Raw genomic sequence first — 17872 nt, forward strand, 5'->3', positions numbered from 1 at the left:
ATCGCGCTGTTCGGCATCGCCTGGCTCGCGAACACCTTCGTGGCCGCGAACAACCAGCTCATCGTCGACAGCCTCGGCGCCGTGGTCTCCGGTTCGTCCGCATTCATCGGCGCCCTGCTCTTCGCGCTCGCCCTGTTCCTCGTCGCCGCGCTCACGACGAGCCAGTCGAGCGCCACCAACGCGATCGTGCCGATCGGCATCACGATCGGCCTCCCCGCGTCGCTCCTCGTCGGCCTCTGGCCGGCGGCGATGGGCATCTACACGCTGCCCGCCAACGGCAGCCAGGTCGCGACGGTGGCGTTCGACCAGACCGGGTCCACGAAGATGGGCAGGTTCGTGCTCGACCACTCGTTCCAGCTGCCGAACCTGGTCTACGTCGGCGTGGCCATCATCGTGGGCGTCGCCCTGTCGTTCGTCTTCGTGTGAGATGGCCGACGCCGTCGTCACCAACCGCGCCGTGCTGCGCCGCTTCCTCCTCGGCCTCGCCGAGGGGATGAACGCCGCGGCCGAGTCGGTCGATCGCATCCGCGACACCATGACGACCGTGTCGCGTGCCTACGGCCAGGAGGACACCGACATCCTCGTGCTGCCGACGGTCATCCTCGTGCAGACCGGCTCCGACGCCGAGGGTCGGGTGGAGTTGCGCTCGACGCTGAATCCCGCGTTCCGGTTCGACCAGATCGCGGCCCTCTACGCGCTGCTCGAGCAGGCGAAGCGGGCGGCGATCGACCCGCTCGACGGCATCCGGCGACTGAACGAGATCGGGGCGATGCGGCCGCGGAACGGCTGGATCGTCCGCACGTTCGGGCACGCGCTCCTCGTGACGGGGCTGGCCCTCCTGCTGACGCCGACGTGGCAGGGGGCGATCGTCGCGTTCGCGCTCGGTGCGTTCATCGGCCTCGCGAAGCTCGTGCGATCGCCGACCTTGCAGCTGGTGTTCCCGGTCTTCGCATCCTTCGCCTGCGCGCTGGCCGTGTTCCTGATCGCGCCGTCCGTCGAGATCGGCGACCCGATCCGGCTCCTGATCGCCCCGCTCGCGACGTTCCTCCCCGGCGGCGTGCTCACCACGGGCACCGTCGAGCTGGCCGCGGGGCAGATGGTGGCCGGGGCCTCGCGCCTCGTGTTCGGCCTCGTCCAGCTCGCGCTGCTCGCCTTCGGCATCATCGCGGCGGGCACCGTCGTCGGGGTTGAGCGTTCGACCTACGTCTCGCTCGAACCCACGGCTTCGTTCCCATGGTGGGTCTCGCTGGGCGGCGTGCTGCTCTTCGCCGTGGGCAACTTCCTGCACTTCTCGGCGCCGCGGTCGACCTTCCGCTGGGTCCTGCTCGTGCTCCTCGTCGCCTATGCGGGGCAGCAGGCCGGCCAGGCGCTCATCGGGGCGACGGTGAGCGGGTTCATCGGCGCCCTGGCGATGACGCCCGTGGTGCTCTGGGTCGCGAGCCTCCGGCATGGCGCCCCGTCCCAGCTGACGTTCCTCCCGGGCTTCTGGCTGCTCGTCCCAGGCGCGGCCGGCCTGGCGGGGCTCACCGAGGCGGTCGGCACCAGCGAGGGGCTCGAGGACTTCGCCATGGCCCTGACGTCGGTCATGTCGATCGCGCTCGGCGTGCTGATCGGCACGGCGCTCTTCCGGGTGGCCCACCACGGGGCCGAGGAGCTCGCCGCGTTCCACGTGGCCGTGCCGGATCCGCACGCCGAGCAGGGCGAGCCGCCGCCGTTCTGGGCGCGTCTCGTCCCGGGCACGCCCCGATCGTTCTGGGGTGGTCGTCGGCGTCGAGGACGGGCGACGGATGCCGCGGGCGGGCGCGGCGCGGACGCGGCATCCGCCCCTTCCTCTCAGGCGGCGGGGCCGTAGAGTATTCGGGTGACCCTCGCCCCCCAGACCAGCAGCACCGATGCACGCCGACAGCTCATCGACTTCATCTCGGCCGACGCGGTGTTCCACGGCGACTCCGCTCGGGTGTCCCGACTGCACGAACGCGTGAACGGGACGTACGTCGACGCCCGGGACGTCGAACGGGAGTACTCGGCGAACGACGAGGAACTGCTGCGCTGGGTGCACGACGCCTTCACCGAGGCGTTCATCGGTGCCCACCGCATCTGGGGGCGACCGGTGCCGGGCGGACTCGACGCCTACGTGCGCGAGTGGGCGCAGGCGGGCCGGCTCATGGGCGTGACCGACCCGCCCACGAGCGTGGCGCAGCTGCACGCCGAGCTGACGGCGTTCCTGGCCGACGCGAAACCCGACGAGCGGGTCGCCGCCGCCGTGCGGTTCATCCGCCGGCCGGGCCTGCCGGGACTCACCGGGCGGCTCTACCCGATCCTCTTCGGCGGGGCCGTCGCCTCACTCGACCCGCGCTACCGCGAGCTGCTCGGCCTGCGCCGGCCGTGGTGGCCGGCGATCACCCTGACGCGGGTGTTCCTCGGCGTGGGGACGAGGGTGCTGGGCCGGATGTCGCCCAGCGAGCAGAACGCGAGGGCCCGCATCGCGCGGCTCGAGGGTCGAACCGTGCGCTGATCTCGTCTCGCAACGCTTTCCCCCGATTCGGGGGGCTGGCGGTCGCGAGCCTTCCGGCATATCGTGGCGTCTCGAACAAATCGAGGCCACCTGACGTGTCGAATCGGGGTACACATGATGGATCACACTGAGCTGGAATTCGTCGACGACGACCCGTTCGGCGGCGAGTTCGCGACCGCGATGAGCGAGCTCGAGGGCCTGCCCGCCTAGCCCGTCGACGCGCTGCCGGACGGCGATGCCTCGGCCTCGGCCCAGCGGAGCACCCGGAGCGCCCGAAGCGTGTTCCACCGGCTGGGTTCACCCTGCGGTGCGTCGAGGGCGAAGAACACCTCTCCGCGCCACGGGCGACCGGCCGGCCAGCGCCCATCGTCGCGTCGCTGCGATCGCACCACGTCGAGGGCTTCGCCGAGCCGCGGGTCGGGCCTGCCGCCCACGTCGCGGAGGTAGTCGAGCGCGCGCAGCACGTCGTAGGTCCAGTAGGGCGGGAACGCGAAGTTGAGGTAGCGCTCCTTCACGACCTCGCCCGTGGACCGCCGGCGGAACAGGCTCCGCTCGAGCAGGTACTCCTCGCCGCGGCGACGGGCCTCGGCGATGGCCGGTGGCGGGTCGGCCACCGCTCGCTGGTACGCGAGCAGCCCCTCGAGCACGCAGATCGTGGAGTCGAACGACGAGCGCACCGAACCCTCGGCGCGATCACAGTTCCACCCGCCGTCGTCGAGTTGCTCCTCGAGGAGCCGTGCCACGATGCGGTCGCTGCCCACGCCCAGCTCGCCGAAGTAGGCGGCAAGGGCGAGCACGCCCCCGTTGACGCACTCCTCGACCTCGCCGTGGAAGTACGGCAGGCCGTCGTGGTACTTCCACACCACGCCGTCGCGGACCCGCTCGATCGCCGCACGTACGGCGGGGTCGTCGGGTGAGGCACCGAGCCGCAGCAGGTTGAACAGGGTCCAGTGCGTGCCGCGCCGGTCGCCGTCTTCGCCGTACTCGTCGCCGCCCCAGTAGCCGCGGTCGTCCTGCAGGTCGACCAGCGCCCGGCCCCAGCCCTCACGGGCCACGCGTGCCCGCTCGGCGGCGACGCGATCGGCCGGTTCGTCGAGCAGGTCGCGCATGACCTGCCAGCGGATGGACGGGTCGGCGTCGAGCAGCCATTCGGTGACATCCATGGCCCCATGGTCCCGGATGCCGCCGACAGCAGCCACCCGTTGACGCGGGCCGCGGGCACGAGAAAGGGGCGGATGCGGCATCCGCCCCCTCATCGCCTGGTGCCCACCGGGACACCGCGACCTACGCGTGCAAGTCGACGCCCTTCGGCTCCTTCACCAGCGAGACGCCGATGAGCGAGATCAGGGCGGCCAGCGCGATGTAGACGCCGATCGTCCACGACTGGCCCGTCGAGCTCATGAGCGCCTCGGCGATCATCGGGGCGAAGGCGCCGCCGAGGATCGCGCCGAGCGCGTACCCGATCGAGACGCCCGAGTAGCGGACGTTCGCCGGGAACATCTCGGCGTAGAGCGACGCCTGCGGGCCATACGAGAGGCCGAGGCCGAACGTCATCACGAACAGCGCCACGAAGTACCAGACGATGTCGCCGGTGTCGATGAGGAACCACATCGGCACGGCCCACAGCGCGAGGAACGCGTAGCCGATCTGGAAGGTGCGCACGCGCCCGAGCCGGTCGGAGACGTGGCCGCCCCAGAGGGTGAAGACCAGCCAGCCGAACGACGCGAGCGTGGTCGCGAGGAGCACGGTCGGGCGGTCCATGCCGAGCACCGTCACCGCGTAGGTGGCGAAGAACGCGATGAGCAGGTAGCCGGCCGCGTTGTTGCCGATGAAGATGACGGCGGTGAGGATGACCGACTTCGTGTTGTGGCGGAACAACTGGCGCAGCGGAGTCGCGGACTCCTTCTTGCGGCGCTGCAGGTCCTGGAAGATCGGGCTCTCCTCCACCGCGCGGCGGATGACGTAGCCGACGGCGATCAGGACGATCGACAGCAGGAACGGGATGCGCCAGCCCCAGGTCGTGAACTGCTCGGGCGTGAGCAGCGACGTGATCACGAACAGCGTCGAGGTGGCGAGGATCATGCCGACGGGCACGCCGATCTGCGGGAACGCGCCGAAGTAGCCGCGGCGCGCGGTCGGGGCGTGCTCGACCGCCATGAGTGCGGCGCCACCCCATTCGCCGCCGGCGGAGAAGCCCTGCAGGATGCGGAGCAGGATCAGCAGGATCGGCGCGGCGATGCCGATCGCGGCATACGTCGGCAGGAGGCCGATGAGGGCGGTCGACAGGCCCATCAGCACGAGGGTGAAGACCAGCATCCGCTTGCGCCCGAGCCGGTCGCCGAGGTAGCCGGCGACGATGGCGCCGAGGGGCCGGAAGAGGAACGAGATGCCGATGGTCGCGAAGGCGAGCACCTGGGCGAGGCCCGGGCTGGCCTCCGCGACGGGGGCGAGGAAGAGCGGCGCGAGCACGAGGCCGGCGGCCTGCGCGTAGATGAAGAAGTCGTACCACTCGATCGAGGTGCCGACGAGCGTGCCTGCGAGGACCTTGCGCTCCTCGGCGGGCATCCGCCCGGTGCGCTGTGCTTCTTCGGGGACGGTTGACGTCATGCGAACTCCGTTGTTCTGGCGTGGGTCTCAGTAGGGGAGGGGGGAGCGCAAGGGGTGGGAGCGCTGCAGTTCCTGACCGATCGTTCGGTCAGGTTCTCGAACCTAGCGCATCGGCGCGCGTCGAGGGAAGCCCCCTGCGGCGAGCGGACCGGATCGTGCGATGAGCGGTCGCGGGCGAGCGAGCGACGGGGCGGCCGGCCACCGACGTCGCGGCGGCTGTGGCAGGTTGGAGGGCATGACCTCCGCCACCCTCGCCGCTCCCGTCACGCTCGACGCGGCCGGCGTGCCGTTCACGCTCCGCCGCTCCCGCCACCACGACCTCCCCGACCTCATCGGGCTCCTGGCCGCCGACGCGCTGCGGGCGAACGACGACAGCACGTCGCCCGAGCGGCGGGGCGCCTACGAGGCCGCGTTCCAGGCGATCGACGGCGATCCCGCGCAGACGCTCGTCACCGTCGAGGATGCCGCGGGCGACGTCGTCGGGACGATGCAGCTCACGCTCATCCCGGGGCTTGCGCGCGGCGGTGCGACCAGGATGCAGGTCGAGGCGGTGCGGGTCGCGGAGTCCGCCCGCGGGTGCGGTCTCGGCACGGCGATGCTCCGATGGGCGATCGAGGAAGCACGGTCGCGGGGTGCCGCGCTGGTGCAGCTCACCTCGGATGCGCGCCGCGAGGACGCGCACCGGTTCTACGACCGGCTCGGCTTCACGCCGTCGCACGTGGGATTCAAGCTCTTCCTCTGACCGGTGGGCCATCGGCCCGCGCGGGTCTCAGCGCAGGTCGAGCCGCATGAGCACCCGGGGGAACCCGTTGAGCACCGACTCGGTGTCGGCGGCCTTCGTGAACCCGGCCCGCTCGAAGAGCGCCATCGTGCCGACGTAGGCCATGGTCAGGTCGATCTTCTCGCCCCGGTTGTCGAGCGGGTAGCCCTCGATGGCGGGTGCGCCGTGGTCACGGGCGAACTCGACCGCACCCGCGAGCAGGGCGTGCGAGATGCCGCCGCCCCGGTGGCCCGGGCGCACGCGGATGCACCACACGGTCCACACGTCGAGGTCGTCGACATGCGGGATCCTGCGGTTGCGCGCGAAGCTCGTGTCGGCACGCGGATGCACGCCCGCCCACCCGACCACCTCGTGGCCGTCGTAGGCGAGCACGCCGGGCGGCGGGTCCTGCCGGCAGAGCTCGCGCACGCGCTCGCCGCGCGCCGGGCCCGTCAGGGAGAGGTTCTCCTTCGAGGAGGTCAGCCGGTAGCTCAGGCACCAGCACACGTTGGCGTCGGGCCGCTTGGGCCCCACCATCGTCTTCACGTCGTCGAACTCCGTCGCCGGGAGCACCTCGATCGCCATGCCGCCACCCTGCCATCGGCCTGCGACAACGGCAACGGCGACGCGGTCGGTACGCTGACCACGTGGCCGACGACGTTCCGTTCCTCGACCTCGCCGGGTTGAGTGCCGCGAGCGAGCGGCTCTACGTGCACGTGCTCATGACCGGGCGTGTGAGCGTCGCCGCGATCGCCGGCCAGTTCGAGCTCGACGAACCGGTCGCCTTCGAGCGGCTGGAGGACCTCCGCCGACTCGGACTGGTGTCGCGTCTCGAGGGCGAACCGCCGGCGTACGCCGCCGTCGATCCGCGATATGCCCTGAGGGCCATCATCGATCGACTCAGCGACCAGGCCCTCCGCATCCGCGAGGCGATCCCGATGCTCGTCGAGTACTTCGATGCGGCGACGCCCGGCGATGCGGCCTCGCACCAGACGGTGGTCCTGACCGACCCCGACACGGTGGCGGGCTGGTACGCGCGGCTCCAGCATCAGGCGCGGCGTGAGTTCCTCGCGTTCGACCGGCCTCCGTACGTCTCGGCATCGTTCGACCCGTTCGAGGCATCGGTGCTCGCGCGCGGCGTCGACTGGCGGGCGATCTACACGATCGAGAGCTTCGACGAGGGCGCGACGTGGGACGAGGTCGAACGCCTCGCCGAGCAGGGCGAGCAGTCCCGCATCACCGACGATCTCCCGGTGAAGCTCGCGATCGTCGACGAGGAGATCGCGCTCGTGTCGCTGAGCCTCGAGCCGGGCCGCATCGACGCCCTCATCACGCACGCACCGCCGCTCGTGCACGCGCTCCGCGAGCTCTTCGAGTTCCACTGGAGCCGCGCGATGCCGCTTCCCGAGGCGAGGGAGCACGTCGCGGACGGGGCATCCGGCGCCTCGATGGCTGACGAGCTGGGGAGGCGCCCGTCGCTCGAGGAGCGGTCGATCCTCACGCTCATGGCCGTGGGGATGAAGGACGACGCCATCGCCAGGCAGCTCGGGATGTCGCCGCGCACCCTTCGGCGCCGGAGTCAGGAGCTGCTCGCCGAACTCGGCGCGGGCAATCGGTTCCAGGCGGGTGTCGAGGCGGCACGGCGGCGCTGGCTCTGACCTTCGGGCCCGCCTGTGTGAACGCTGCGTTACAACCTGTGGCCTCCTCCGGTCGTTGGCCGATACCGGCCAGCGAGTCGAGGTTCGGCTCGCACACAATGGGACGATCGTCGGCCGCCGAACGGCACGACGGCCCTGCATCCGTTCCCAGCAAGGATCCTCGTGACCACACGCACCCGCTTCGCCATCTTGACGGGAGGGCGTCGTATGACCGCGACGCTCACCGCCGCCGCCCTGTTCCTCACCCTCGGCACCGTCTTCTCGCCCGCGACGTCGGCGTCGGCCGACGACACCCCCACCCCCAGCACGACCGCGTCGGCGTCGGCGGCGAAGGACAGTGCGCCGTTCGAGGACGGGCGCTACATCGTCACCCTGCGCGACGAGGCGGTCGCCACGTACGCCGGCGGTACGGGCTCGTTCTCGGCGACGCGCGCACCGGAGGGGGAGGAGCTCGCCGCTCGCTCGAAGCGAGCGATCGCCTACGCCGACCACCTCGGCGACGAGCAGGCTGCGGTGGCGGAATCCGTCGGGGCCGACATCATCAGCTCGTACACGCTCGCGACCAACGGCTTCAGCAGCACGCTGACCGCCGACCAGGCGGCGGCGCTGGCGGCGGATTCCCGGGTCCTCGCGGTCGTGAAGGACGAGCTTCTGCACCTGCAGGCGGCCGTGCCGTCGACCGACTTCCTCGGCCTCGGCGGCGAGGGCGGCGTCTGGGACGCCACGGGCGGCGTCGAGTCCGCCGGCGAGGGCGTCGTGGTCGGCATCATCGACTCGGGCGTCGCGCCCGAGAACCCGTCGTTCGCGGGCGAGCCGCTCGGTGCTGCACCCGGCGCCGAGCCGTATCGCGACGGCGATTCGATCGTCTTCGACAAGGCCGACGGCACGCGGTTCCGCGGCGCCTGCGTCACCGGCGAGCAGTTCACCGCTGATGACTGCTCCACGAAGCTCATCGGCGCACGCTACTTCCTCGACAACTTCGATGAGGACTCGATCGGCGCCGACCGCGCTGAGTACGTCTCGCCTCGGGACGGCAACGGTCACGGCTCGCACACCGCGAGCACGGCCGCGGGCGACCACGGCGTGCCGGCCGAGGTCGGCGGGCGCGAGCTCGGCGAGATCTCGGGCGTCGCGCCCGCCGCGAAGATCGCGGTCTACAAGGCCTGCTGGTCGGGTCCCACTCCTCAGGACGACGGATGCGCCACCGGGGACCTCCTCGCCGCGATCGACGCCGCGGTCTTCGACGGCGTCGACGTGATCAACTACTCGATCGGCGGCGGTGCCGCGATGACGACCGTCTCCCTCACCGATCAGGCGTTCCTGCGCGCCGCGGCTGCCGGCATCTTCGTGGCCGCCTCGGCCGGAAACGACGGGCCCGAGGCCTCCACCGCCGACAATGCGGCCCCGTGGATCACGACGGTCGCCGCATCCACGATCCCGAGCTACGAGGCCAGCGTTCGCCTCGGTGACGGACGAACCTTCCTGGGCGGGTCGATCACGGTGCCGGCCGGCGGGTCGCTCACCGGGCCGCTCGTCGCGGCATCCGTCAGCGGCGTCGACGGCGCAGACGAGCCGCGACTCTGCGGCCCGGGCACCCTCGACCCGGCTCGCACTGCCGGCGCGATCGTGCTCTGCGAGCGGGGCGTCGTGGACCGCGTGGCGAAGTCGGCCGAGGTGGCGCGCGTCGGCGGCATCGGCATGGTGCTCGTCAACCCCGGGCCCAACTCGATCGACCTCGACACCCATTCGGTTCCGACGGTGCACCTCGACGCGGAGGCCTACGACGCGGTCAGCGGGTATGCCGCCACGGCCGGGGCGAGCGTGACCCTCGAGGACGGCAACACGACCGGCGGGCCCTCCGCTCCCGCGCCGCAGGTGGCGGGCTTCTCGTCGCGCGGGCCGATCCTCGCCGACGGCGGTGACGTGCTGAAGCCCGACGTGGCCGCCCCCGGCGTCGCGATCCTGGCGGACGCCGCGAACGCCGAGGATGAGGACCCCCGGTTCCAGCTCCTGTCGGGCACGTCGATGGCCTCCCCGCATGTTGCCGGCCTCGCGGCGCTGTACCTCGGCGAACGGCCGAACGCGTCGCCCGCCGAGGTGAAGTCGTCGCTCATGACGACCGCGTACGACACCGTCGACCGCGCCGGCGACCCGATCGACGACCCGTTCCTCCAGGGCGCCGGCCACGTGGACCCCACGCGCTATTTCGAGCCCGGGTTCCTCTACCTCAACGACGTCGACGACTGGTACGGCTACGTCGAGGGGCTTGGGTTCGTGGATGTCGGCGTCGAACCCGTCGATCCCTCGAACCTCAACCTCGCATCGATCTCGGTCGGCGCCCTCGCCGGCGTCGAGACGGTGACCCGAACCGTCACGGCGGCCGCACCCGGTCACTACGAGGCGCAGCCCGTGGAGATGCCCGGAGTCGAGGTGAGCGTGTCTCCGGCGTCGCTCGACTTCGCCGCGGCCGGCGACGAGGTGCAGTACACGGTGACGTTCCGGCGGACGGATGCCCCGCTCGACGCGTTCACCACCGGCACGCTGCGCTGGGTCGGGGCCGACGGCACCGTCACCACGCCGCTCGCCGTGCGGCCGGTCGTCCTCAGCGTTCCCTCCGAGGCCGCCGGAGCAGGGGCCGACGGTTCGCTGGAGATCCCGGTCTCGGCCGGCGACACGCTCGACGTCCCGATCGCGGTCGACGGCCTCGTCCAGGGCCACGTCCTGCGAGGCCGTGGCACCGAGGGCGGCGCGCGCGACCGTCATGTGATCGAGATCCCCGAGGGCACGACCTACGCGCGGTTCGACCTCGATGCGGCCGATGATGCAGCCGACCTCGACCTGCGCCTCTACCAGCTCGACCCGTACGGCAGCAGCTGGCTCAGCAGTGAGGCCACGACGCCGAAGGCCGACGAGCAGATCGTCGTGCCGCTGGCCTCGAGCGGGCGCTACGTCCTGGAGATCGACTTCTTCGCGGGCGAGGGCGACCTCGACTACGAGCTGACCGGGTACTTCCTCGGTGGCGAAAGCCACGTCGGCGCGCTCACCGCGGATCCGGCGGTGTTGCCGATGAAGCTCGGGGAACCGGCATCCGTCGACGTGTCGTGGACGGGGCTCGCCGCCGGCTCGCGGTATCTCGGCCGGGTGCACTTCGGCGAGACGAACCGTGTGACGAACATCGTCGTCTCGACGCCCGGCGAGCCGGCAGCGGGCGACGAGGACCTCGCGGTGATGGTCGCGCCCGAGTGGGTGCGCCCCGGCAAGGCGTTCAGCATCGAGGCCGTCGGACTCGCTCCCGCGGGCGAGTACTCGATCTCGCTCGACGGCGAGCCGGTCGCGGCCGGTCGTGCCGGGAACGGCGGCGAGGTCGCCCGGTACTTCACGGTTCCGGCGGATGCCGCCGAGGGCGCGCACGTCGTGCGGATCGACGCCGACGGCGGGCACGCCGAGGCGGAGCTGCACGTCGCGAACCTCGTGATCTACGACCTGTGGGAGTTCGCGGACTACGGCGCCGACGGAGGCGCGACGGCGGGTGCCGAGATCACCTTCGGCGGTATCGGCCCGGTTCGGGTCGTCATCGAGAGCGACGGCGGGGCGATCGCCCTCGACGAGACCCTCGAGTTGTCGGTCGACCCGATGTTCGAGGCGGACAGCCGTCGGTCGTCGGCAGTGCCGCTCGTGCCCGGTGACTACACGGCGCGGGTCTGGGCGATCGCCGGCGACGGTTCGCAGGACCAGCAGCGCGAGTATGCCTTCAGGATCGCCGAGACCGCGCCGTCCGCGGTGACCATGACGCAGAACCCCGACGATGAGAACGCGATGGACCTCGTGTACGAGAACTCGACGGGCGACATCACCCAGGCGACGATGCGATACAAGATGTGTTCCGGTCCGCTCGTCTTCGCCACCGTCTGGATCGACGAGCCGGTCATCACCGGCACGTTCGACCTGACGGCGATGACGGGCGTCGAGTTCCTGCTCGACGGTGAGGTGCTCGGCGCCTACGCGAACCACGGCTCGGAGCGCTGCGCGAGCGAGCCGAAGATCTCGAACGACTTCTGGGCGACCATGGCGGCGACGGATGCCTCGCCGGCGCCGGCGGCTGAGGCCGCTGAGACCGCTGAGACCGCTGAGACCGCTGAGCCTGAGGAGGCGCCGATCGCCCTCACGTTCAGCAACCGGTACCCCGCGTACAGCCGCGGGTTCGACTTCTCGGTGGGCTACGGCTGGGACATCTACCAGGGGAGGTTCCACTGGGAGCAGGTGCCGCACGACCAGGTGCTCGAGCCCGGGCCCGTCGAGTCGCGGACCATCCAGGTCGAGGAGGACGCCGCGTTCTGGGTTCGCGCGAAGTACGAGGTCCTCTCGCCCGACATCCACATCTCGGCGCACCGCGTGATCTTCACGACGCCGGTCTCGCTGGCGCAACTCGCCCCCGTCGTCGACGAGGAGCCGGGTGGGCCGACGGGTCCGGGCGACGACGGCGGCTCGGACGGCGGAGCGCCGGGATCGCCCTCGACGCCCGCAGCCGGCGGTGGCTCCGACCTGGCGCACACCGGCGTGGAACTGGGGGGTGCACTCGCCCTCGCAGCACTCGTGGTGGTCCTCGGCGGCATGCTGCTGGCATCCGGGATCCGGCGTCGTCGCGGGGGTCGCGCCTAGGGCGTCGTCCGCCGGATTCCCGTTCCCGCAAGAGAATCCCAGCGCTCGGGATTCCGCCGCGGAACGGGATTCCGGCATGGGGCGGCGGCGGTGCGTGCGGAACGATTGACGTCCGACGCGCGCGGGCGTATATTCACCCGCATGGGTGAATATCAGATGGACGCCGTGCTCAGCGCGGTGGCCGACCCGACGAGGCGGGCGATCCTCGACCGATTGCTCCTCTCCGACGCGCGGGTCACCGAGGTCGCCAGCGCCTTCCCGATCTCGCTCAACTCGACGAGCAAGCACATCAAGGTGCTCGAACGCGCCGAGCTCGTGCAGCGCACCGTGCGCGGCCGCGACCACGTGCTCTCGCTCCGGGGCGAGGGGCTCGCCGAGGCCGTCGCCTGGATGCAGCGCTACCGCGAGTTCTGGGAGCAGCGGCTCGCCGCCCTCGAGGCGTTCGTGCTGCAGGACGACCCCGGCAGGGCAGACGGCGCCGGCGACCCCGGCAGTTCCGACGGCGCCGGCCGGGACGACGAGGGCGCTGCCCAGGCCGACGACGGCGGTCCCCGATGACGGCCGTGACCGTACGACGCCGCATCGCGGCATCCGCCGAACGGCTCTTCGACGCCTGGCTCGACCCCGTCAGCCTCGCGGTGTGGATGCGCCGCGACGACACCGGCGAGCCGTCGGTCGTCGTCGCCGACCCGCGCGAGGGCGGCGCGTTCTCGATCACGATGCGCGACCGCTTCGGCAGCATCACGCACTCGGGCGTCTACCGGCTGATCGACCGGCCCCGGACGCTCGAGTTCACCTGGCGATCCGAGCACACGCACCATGTCGACTCGATCGTCCACGTGACGTTCGAGCCCGATGGCGAGGCGACCGTCGTGCAGGTGCACCACACGAGACTGGCCGACGCCGAGGCGGCGGCCAAGCACGAAGCCGGCTGGACCGAGATCCTCGGCCGGTACGAACAGACCATGGAAGCAGAGGAGGCGGCGTGATGCTGCTCGAGGACAAGGTGGCCGTGATCCACGGCGGTGGCGGATCGATCGGTGCGGCGACGGCGCGAGCGTTCGCCCGGGAGGGCGCGCGCCTGTTCCTCGCGGGGCGGAGCCTGCCGCGGCTCGAGGCTGCGGCATCCGCTGCACGTGCCGAAGGGGCATCCGTCGACCTCGCCGTGGTCGACGCCATGGACCAGGACGCCGTCGACCGGCATGCCGATGAGGTGGCGGATGCCGCGGGCCGCATCGACATCGCCCTGAACGCGGTCGGCTTCGACCACGTGCAGGGCCTGCCCATCGGCGAGACGAGCCTCGACGCCTACCTGCATCCCGTGACGGGCTACCTGCGCACGAACTTCGTGACCGCGAAGGCGGCGGCCCGCCACATGGTGGCGCAGGGGAGCGGCGTGATCCTCACGATCTCGACGCCGGGGGCTCGGCTCACGGGCAACGGCCTGATCGGCAACGCCGCGCAGAGCGCCGGCCTCGAGGGGTTCTCGCGGGCGCTCGCCGGCGAACTGGGGCCGTCGGGCGTGCGGGTCGTCTGCGTGCGGCCGCACGCCATGGCCGACGCCTCCGACCTGTCGTACACCGGGGAGATGTTCGGCCGCATGGCCGACGCGGGCGGGATCAGCCGCGACGAGTGGTTCGCGGCGCTCGCGAGCACCACCCTCCTCGGGCGCCTGCCGACCCTCGACGAGGTGGGCGAGTACTTCGCGTTCGTGGCATCCGATCGGGCCAGGTCGATGACCGGCGTGATCGTGAACGTGACGGCCGGGGCGCTCGTCGACTGACGGGCGACGGATGCCGCGACCGCGCGTCGCGCCGTGACGATCGCGGCCCCGCTGCCACGATGAGGCGTGACCACCGACCGCCGAAGCCACCGCCCCGCGGCATCCGACCCGCTGCTCGTCCGCTCGCCGGGACTGTCCCCGCGGGCACGCAAGTGGACGCTCACGGGGCTCATCGCGGTGTTCGTCGTCGTCGCGGTCGCGCTGGTCGTCTCGAGCACGCCGTGGCCATCGGCGCTCGCGATCAGGGCGGTCTTCGAGCGCGGTGCCGCGGACACCGTCGCCGAGATGGAGCCGTTCGTGCCCGAGACGGGGGTGGACGCCCGGCTCGACGTCGCCACGGATGACGCGGCCGACCCCGGCGGCAGCGACACCCGGCTCGACGTCTTCACGCCGACGGATGCACCCGGCCCGAACCCCACCGTCGTCTGGGTGCACGGCGGCGCATGGATCTCGGGCGCGAAGGAGAACGTCGACCCGTACCTGCGGATCCTCGCGAGCCACGGCTACACGACGATCGGGCTGGACTACACGATCGCCCCCGAGGCGACCTACCCGACCGCCCTGCGGGAGCTGAACGACTCGCTCGCCTACGTCGTCGAGCACGCAGAGGAGCTCGGCGTCGATCCCGACCAGATCGTCCTGGCCGGCGACTCCGCGGGTGCGCAACTCGCCAGCCAGCTGGCCGTGCTCACGACGAACGAGAAGTACGCGCACCTGCTCGGCCTCGACCCCGCCCTCGATCGCGAGCAGCTCGTGGGCGCGATCCTCAACTGCGGCGTCTACGACCTCCGGGCGATGGCCGAGCTGAACGGCATCGGCCAGTGGGGCTTCAAGGTGGCCCTGTGGGCGTACACCGGCACGAAGGACTGGTCGAGCAGCTACGCCGGCACCACGATGTCCACCATCGAGTTCGTCACGGAGGACTTCCCGCCCACGTTCATCAGCGGCGGCAATGGGGACGCGCTCACCTGGATCCAGTCGGTGCCGATGAGCGACGCGCTCGCCGACGCCGGCGTGGACACCACGGAGCTGTTCTGGGCCGCCGACCACGAGCCGGCGCTGCCGCACGAGTACCAGTTCCACCTCGACTTCGAGGAGGCGCACGTAGCGCTCGACGAGACCCTCGCCTTCCTCGCGGAGCACACCACGCAGCGGTGACCGGCCTCGCGGCCGGCGGGTGGCGTCAGGGACGGCCCACGGCGTTCACGGGCGAGTGGCGCCAGGAGCCGGCCCCGACGACCGCCGCACGACCGGATGCGGCGACGGGAGGTCGGGCGGCGTCCTCTCGACGCCCTCGATGCGCGCGATGAGCTGCAGCACCGACGCCCGGCCCTGCGCCTCGAACTCGAGATGGAGGGTCGTCAGCGGCGGGTCGAAGTACGCGGCGTCGGCGATGTCGTCGATGCCGACGACGCTGACGTCGTCGGGGATGCGCAGGCCGCGCTCCTTGAGCGCCAGCATCGCGCCGAGCGCCGTCTGGTCGTTGGCGGCCACGTAGGCGGTCGCCTCGGGCAGTTGCGGCAGGGCCATGATCGCGTCATAGCCCGAGCGGGCCGACCAGTCGCCCGACAGCACCCCGAGCGACGTGAGCCCCAGGTCGCGCACGGCATTCTCGTAGGCGCGGGCGCGGAGCCGCGAGGCGGGCCACTCCGGCGGCCCGGCGATGTGCACGAGGCGACGATGCCCGAGTTCCGCGAGATGGCCCACGAGCCCGGGCAGGTGCACTGCCGCGGGGTCCGTGCGCCCGCCGTCCTCGTCGGATGCCACGGCGATGAGCACCGGGACGCGGAACCGCGTCGCCTCGAACGCCCGCGTCATGGCGTCGGTCGAGGAGAGGGCGAGGACGCCGGCGAGGTTGAGCTGCGCCATGAGTTCGAGCGAGTCCTCGATCGCGGCCGGGTCCTCGACGTCGAGCGACACGAGGTCGAGCACGTACCCGGCCTCGCGGGCCGCGTCGCTCGCGCCCTGCGCGATGCGGCTCGGGCCGACGTGCGACACCTCGTGCGTGAGCGCACCGATGCGGTGGGAGCGGCCCGACTTGAGGCTCCGGGCGGTGAGGTTCGGCCGGTACCCCAGCTCGTCGAGGGCTCGCTCGACGCGACCGCGCGTCTCGGGCCGGATGCCGGCGAACCCCTTGAGGAACCGGCTGACCGTCTGGTGCGACACGCCGGCCGCCTGGGCGACGTCGTAGATGGTCGCCGGCCTGCCCCTGTGCTCCATGTGGGGGTTCCTCTCGGGTGGTCGCGCTCCCACGGGTGCTCCGATCCAAGGATTCTGAAATGTGCTCTTGACAGCCGATGTTATCGGCAACATTCTAGTTTCGACGCGATGTTGTCGAAAACATCGCCTGACACGACCGCCCTCGGCCCACAACGGAGTACGCCTCGATGGAACCCTCGAACCCCGCCCACCTTCCCAGCGGAGTCCTCTTCGGTGCCGCGTACTACGCCGAGTACCACCGCGAGGAGCGCACCGAGCTCGACCTCGACCTGATGGGCGCGGCCGGCTTCACCGTCATCCGCGTCGGGGAGTCGGTGTGGTCGACGTGGGAGCCGCGCGACGGCGAGTTCGACCTCGACTGGCTGCAGCCGGTGCTCGACGGGGCGCACGCCCGCGGCATCCGCGTCATCCTGGGCACCCCCACCTACGCCGTCCCGCCGTGGCTGCAGACCGCCTACCCCGAGATCGCCGGCGAACCGCGTTCGGGGGAGCCGATGCCGTGGGGCGGCCGCCAGGAGGTCGACTACTCGCACCCGGCCTTCCGCTTCCACGCCGAGCGCGTGATCCGTGCGGTGATCGCGCGCTACGCCGACCACCCGGCCGTCATCGGCTACCAGGTCGACAACGAGCCGGGCATGCTGCTGTTCCACAACCGCGGCTCGTTCCAGCGGTTCGTGCGCCGGCTGCAGGCGCAGTACGGCGACGTCGACACGCTGAACCGCGAGTGGGGCCTCACGTACTGGTCGCACCGGCTCTCGGACTGGTCCGACCTGTGGACCCCCGACGGCAACACCCTGCCCCAGTACGACCTGGCGTGGCGGCGCTACCAGGCCGACGTCACGACCGAGTTCATCGCCTGGCAGGCGGGCATCGTTCGCGAGTACGCACAGCCCGGCCAGTTCGTGACCACGTGCATCGCCTACCCGCGTCCGGCCCTCGCCGACGAGCAGCTCGTGGAGGCGCTCGACGTCACCGCCGGCAATCCCTACTACGCCATGCAGGACCACCTCGACGCCGCGCTCGACCTCGAGCCGGTCACCCCCTGGACCACGTCGGGGGTCGCCGCGATGCTGCGCCAGGCCGACCGGATGTACTCGTCGAAGCAGTCCCGCTTCCTCGTCACCGAGACCGATGCCCAGTCGATCGGCGGATCGGACTTCAACCTCCCGCCCTACCCGGGCCAGCTGAAGCAGGCCGCCTTCGCGTTCATCTCGCGGGGCGCGTCGATGATCGAGTACTGGCACTGGCACACGCTGCCCTACGGCACCGAGACCTACTGGGGCGGCGTGCTGCCGCACAGCCTCGAGCCTGGCCGGGTCTACCGGGAGCTCGCCGAGGTCGGCGCCGACCTGCAGGCGATCGGCACCGCGCTCGACGGCTTCGAGCCCGACGCGGACGTCGCGATCCTCTGGTCGAACGACAGCCGCTTCGCGCTCGAGTTCTTCCCGCCGCTCGCGACGGCCGACGGACAGCCCGACCGGGCGTCCTACCAGCACATCGTGGACGCGTTCCACCGCGGCGTCATCGACGCCGGCGCGCAGTCGCGCATCCTGCACGTGTCGCAGGCGCTCGCCCTGGGTGCCAAGGAGCTCGCCGCCCGGTTCCCGGTGCTGGTCGCGCCGGCCGTGTACGCGGCATCCGACGCCGACCTCGACCTGCTGCGCGACTAC

General features: G+C 71.5%; 15 protein-coding genes. 11 read left to right on the top strand and 4 right to left on the bottom strand.

The window, feature by feature from the left end; genetic code table 11:
• From GH736_RS05850 to GH736_RS05860, 3 genes are all read left to right on the top strand, one after another.
• A partial coding sequence (locus GH736_RS05850; protein ID WP_328596796.1) for an anaerobic C4-dicarboxylate transporter family protein occupies nucleotides 1-426 on the top strand: 426 nt, incomplete at its 5' end.
• 1 nt (nucleotide 427) lies between these two features.
• Entirely contained in the window at nucleotides 428-1852 is a 1425-nt protein-coding gene (locus GH736_RS05855) for a threonine/serine exporter family protein (RefSeq protein WP_159601127.1), read from the top strand.
• A 9-nt stretch (nucleotides 1853-1861) separates the two neighbouring features.
• Complete coding sequence (locus GH736_RS05860) at nucleotides 1862-2515, top strand: oxygenase MpaB family protein (RefSeq protein WP_235933849.1); 654 nt, start codon at nucleotides 1862-1864, stop codon at nucleotides 2513-2515.
• A gap of 206 nt (nucleotides 2516-2721) precedes the next feature.
• On the opposite strand, the gene GH736_RS05865 is transcribed toward GH736_RS05860, so the two are convergent.
• Nucleotides 2722-3678, bottom strand: coding sequence for a prenyltransferase/squalene oxidase repeat-containing protein (locus GH736_RS05865; RefSeq protein WP_159601129.1), 957 nt, complete (start codon nucleotides 3676-3678; stop codon nucleotides 2722-2724).
• A 121-nt stretch (nucleotides 3679-3799) separates the two neighbouring features.
• Nucleotides 3800-5122 carry an MFS transporter gene (locus tag GH736_RS05870; RefSeq protein WP_159601131.1) on the bottom strand — a complete coding sequence of 441 codons (1323 nt, stop codon included), beginning with the start codon at nucleotides 5120-5122 and terminating at the stop codon, nucleotides 3800-3802.
• 235 nt (nucleotides 5123-5357) lie between these two features.
• Between GH736_RS05870 and GH736_RS05875 the strand changes: the two genes are divergently transcribed.
• On the top strand, nucleotides 5358-5864 hold the full coding sequence (locus tag GH736_RS05875; RefSeq protein WP_159601133.1) for a GNAT family N-acetyltransferase: 507 nt from the start codon (nucleotides 5358-5360) through the stop codon (nucleotides 5862-5864).
• A gap of 27 nt (nucleotides 5865-5891) precedes the next feature.
• Here GH736_RS05875 and GH736_RS05880 read toward each other — a convergent pair whose 3' ends face one another.
• Nucleotides 5892-6467 carry a GNAT family N-acetyltransferase gene (locus GH736_RS05880; RefSeq protein ID WP_159601135.1) on the bottom strand — a complete coding sequence of 192 codons (576 nt, stop codon included), beginning with the start codon at nucleotides 6465-6467 and terminating at the stop codon, nucleotides 5892-5894.
• A gap of 62 nt (nucleotides 6468-6529) precedes the next feature.
• Here GH736_RS05880 and GH736_RS05885 point away from each other — a divergent pair, with 62 nt between their 5' ends.
• From GH736_RS05885 to GH736_RS05910, 6 genes are all read left to right on the top strand, one after another.
• Nucleotides 6530-7540, top strand: a complete 1011-nt coding sequence (locus GH736_RS05885; RefSeq protein WP_159601137.1) for a helix-turn-helix domain-containing protein — start codon at nucleotides 6530-6532, stop codon at nucleotides 7538-7540.
• Between the two features lie 162 nt (nucleotides 7541-7702).
• Nucleotides 7703-12199: a S8 family serine peptidase gene (locus GH736_RS05890; RefSeq protein WP_159601139.1), complete on the top strand. Its 4497-nt coding sequence runs from the start codon at nucleotides 7703-7705 to the stop codon at nucleotides 12197-12199.
• A 141-nt stretch (nucleotides 12200-12340) separates the two neighbouring features.
• Nucleotides 12341-12757: an ArsR/SmtB family transcription factor gene (locus GH736_RS05895; RefSeq protein WP_159601141.1), complete on the top strand. Its 417-nt coding sequence runs from the start codon at nucleotides 12341-12343 to the stop codon at nucleotides 12755-12757.
• A 5-nt stretch (nucleotides 12758-12762) separates the two neighbouring features.
• Entirely contained in the window at nucleotides 12763-13188 is a 426-nt protein-coding gene (locus GH736_RS05900) for an SRPBCC family protein (protein WP_159601143.1), read from the top strand.
• Nucleotides 13188-13982 (top strand): SDR family NAD(P)-dependent oxidoreductase, encoded by a 795-nt coding sequence (locus tag GH736_RS05905; RefSeq protein WP_159601151.1) that lies wholly within the window; start codon nucleotides 13188-13190, stop codon nucleotides 13980-13982. The genes GH736_RS05900 and GH736_RS05905 overlap by 1 nt, the downstream gene beginning before the upstream one ends.
• A gap of 66 nt (nucleotides 13983-14048) precedes the next feature.
• Nucleotides 14049-15140, top strand: a complete 1092-nt coding sequence (locus GH736_RS05910) for an alpha/beta hydrolase (protein WP_235933850.1) — start codon at nucleotides 14049-14051, stop codon at nucleotides 15138-15140.
• 45 nt (nucleotides 15141-15185) lie between these two features.
• Here GH736_RS05910 and GH736_RS05915 read toward each other — a convergent pair whose 3' ends face one another.
• Nucleotides 15186-16202, bottom strand: a complete 1017-nt coding sequence (locus GH736_RS05915) for a LacI family DNA-binding transcriptional regulator (protein ID WP_159601145.1) — start codon at nucleotides 16200-16202, stop codon at nucleotides 15186-15188.
• A gap of 167 nt (nucleotides 16203-16369) precedes the next feature.
• Between GH736_RS05915 and GH736_RS05920 the strand changes: the two genes are divergently transcribed.
• The coding region (locus GH736_RS05920) for a beta-galactosidase (RefSeq protein WP_159601147.1) at nucleotides 16370-17872 on the top strand (1503 nt) is incomplete at its 3' end.

The sequence above is a fragment of the Agromyces humi genome (genome assembly GCF_009720255.1).
GTDB lineage: Bacteria > Actinomycetota > Actinomycetes > Actinomycetales > Microbacteriaceae > Agromyces > Agromyces humi.

Excerpts from the sequence above, each read along its gene's own strand:
- GH736_RS05855 (WP_159601127.1), top strand. The coding sequence starts at position 428 with ATGGCCGACGCCGTCGTCACCAACCGCGCCGTGCTGCGCCGCTTCCTC.
- GH736_RS05865 (WP_159601129.1), bottom strand. The coding sequence starts at position 3,678 with ATGGATGTCACCGAATGGCTGCTCGACGCCGACCCGTCCATCCGCTGG.
- GH736_RS05870 (WP_159601131.1), bottom strand. The coding sequence starts at position 5,122 with ATGACGTCAACCGTCCCCGAAGAAGCACAGCGCACCGGGCGGATGCCC.
- GH736_RS05875 (WP_159601133.1), top strand. The coding sequence starts at position 5,358 with ATGACCTCCGCCACCCTCGCCGCTCCCGTCACGCTCGACGCGGCCGGC.
- GH736_RS05880 (WP_159601135.1), bottom strand. The coding sequence starts at position 6,467 with ATGGCGATCGAGGTGCTCCCGGCGACGGAGTTCGACGACGTGAAGACG.
- GH736_RS05895 (WP_159601141.1), top strand. The coding sequence starts at position 12,341 with ATGGGTGAATATCAGATGGACGCCGTGCTCAGCGCGGTGGCCGACCCG.
- GH736_RS05905 (WP_159601151.1), top strand. The coding sequence starts at position 13,188 with ATGCTGCTCGAGGACAAGGTGGCCGTGATCCACGGCGGTGGCGGATCG.
- GH736_RS05915 (WP_159601145.1), bottom strand. The coding sequence starts at position 16,202 with ATGGAGCACAGGGGCAGGCCGGCGACCATCTACGACGTCGCCCAGGCG.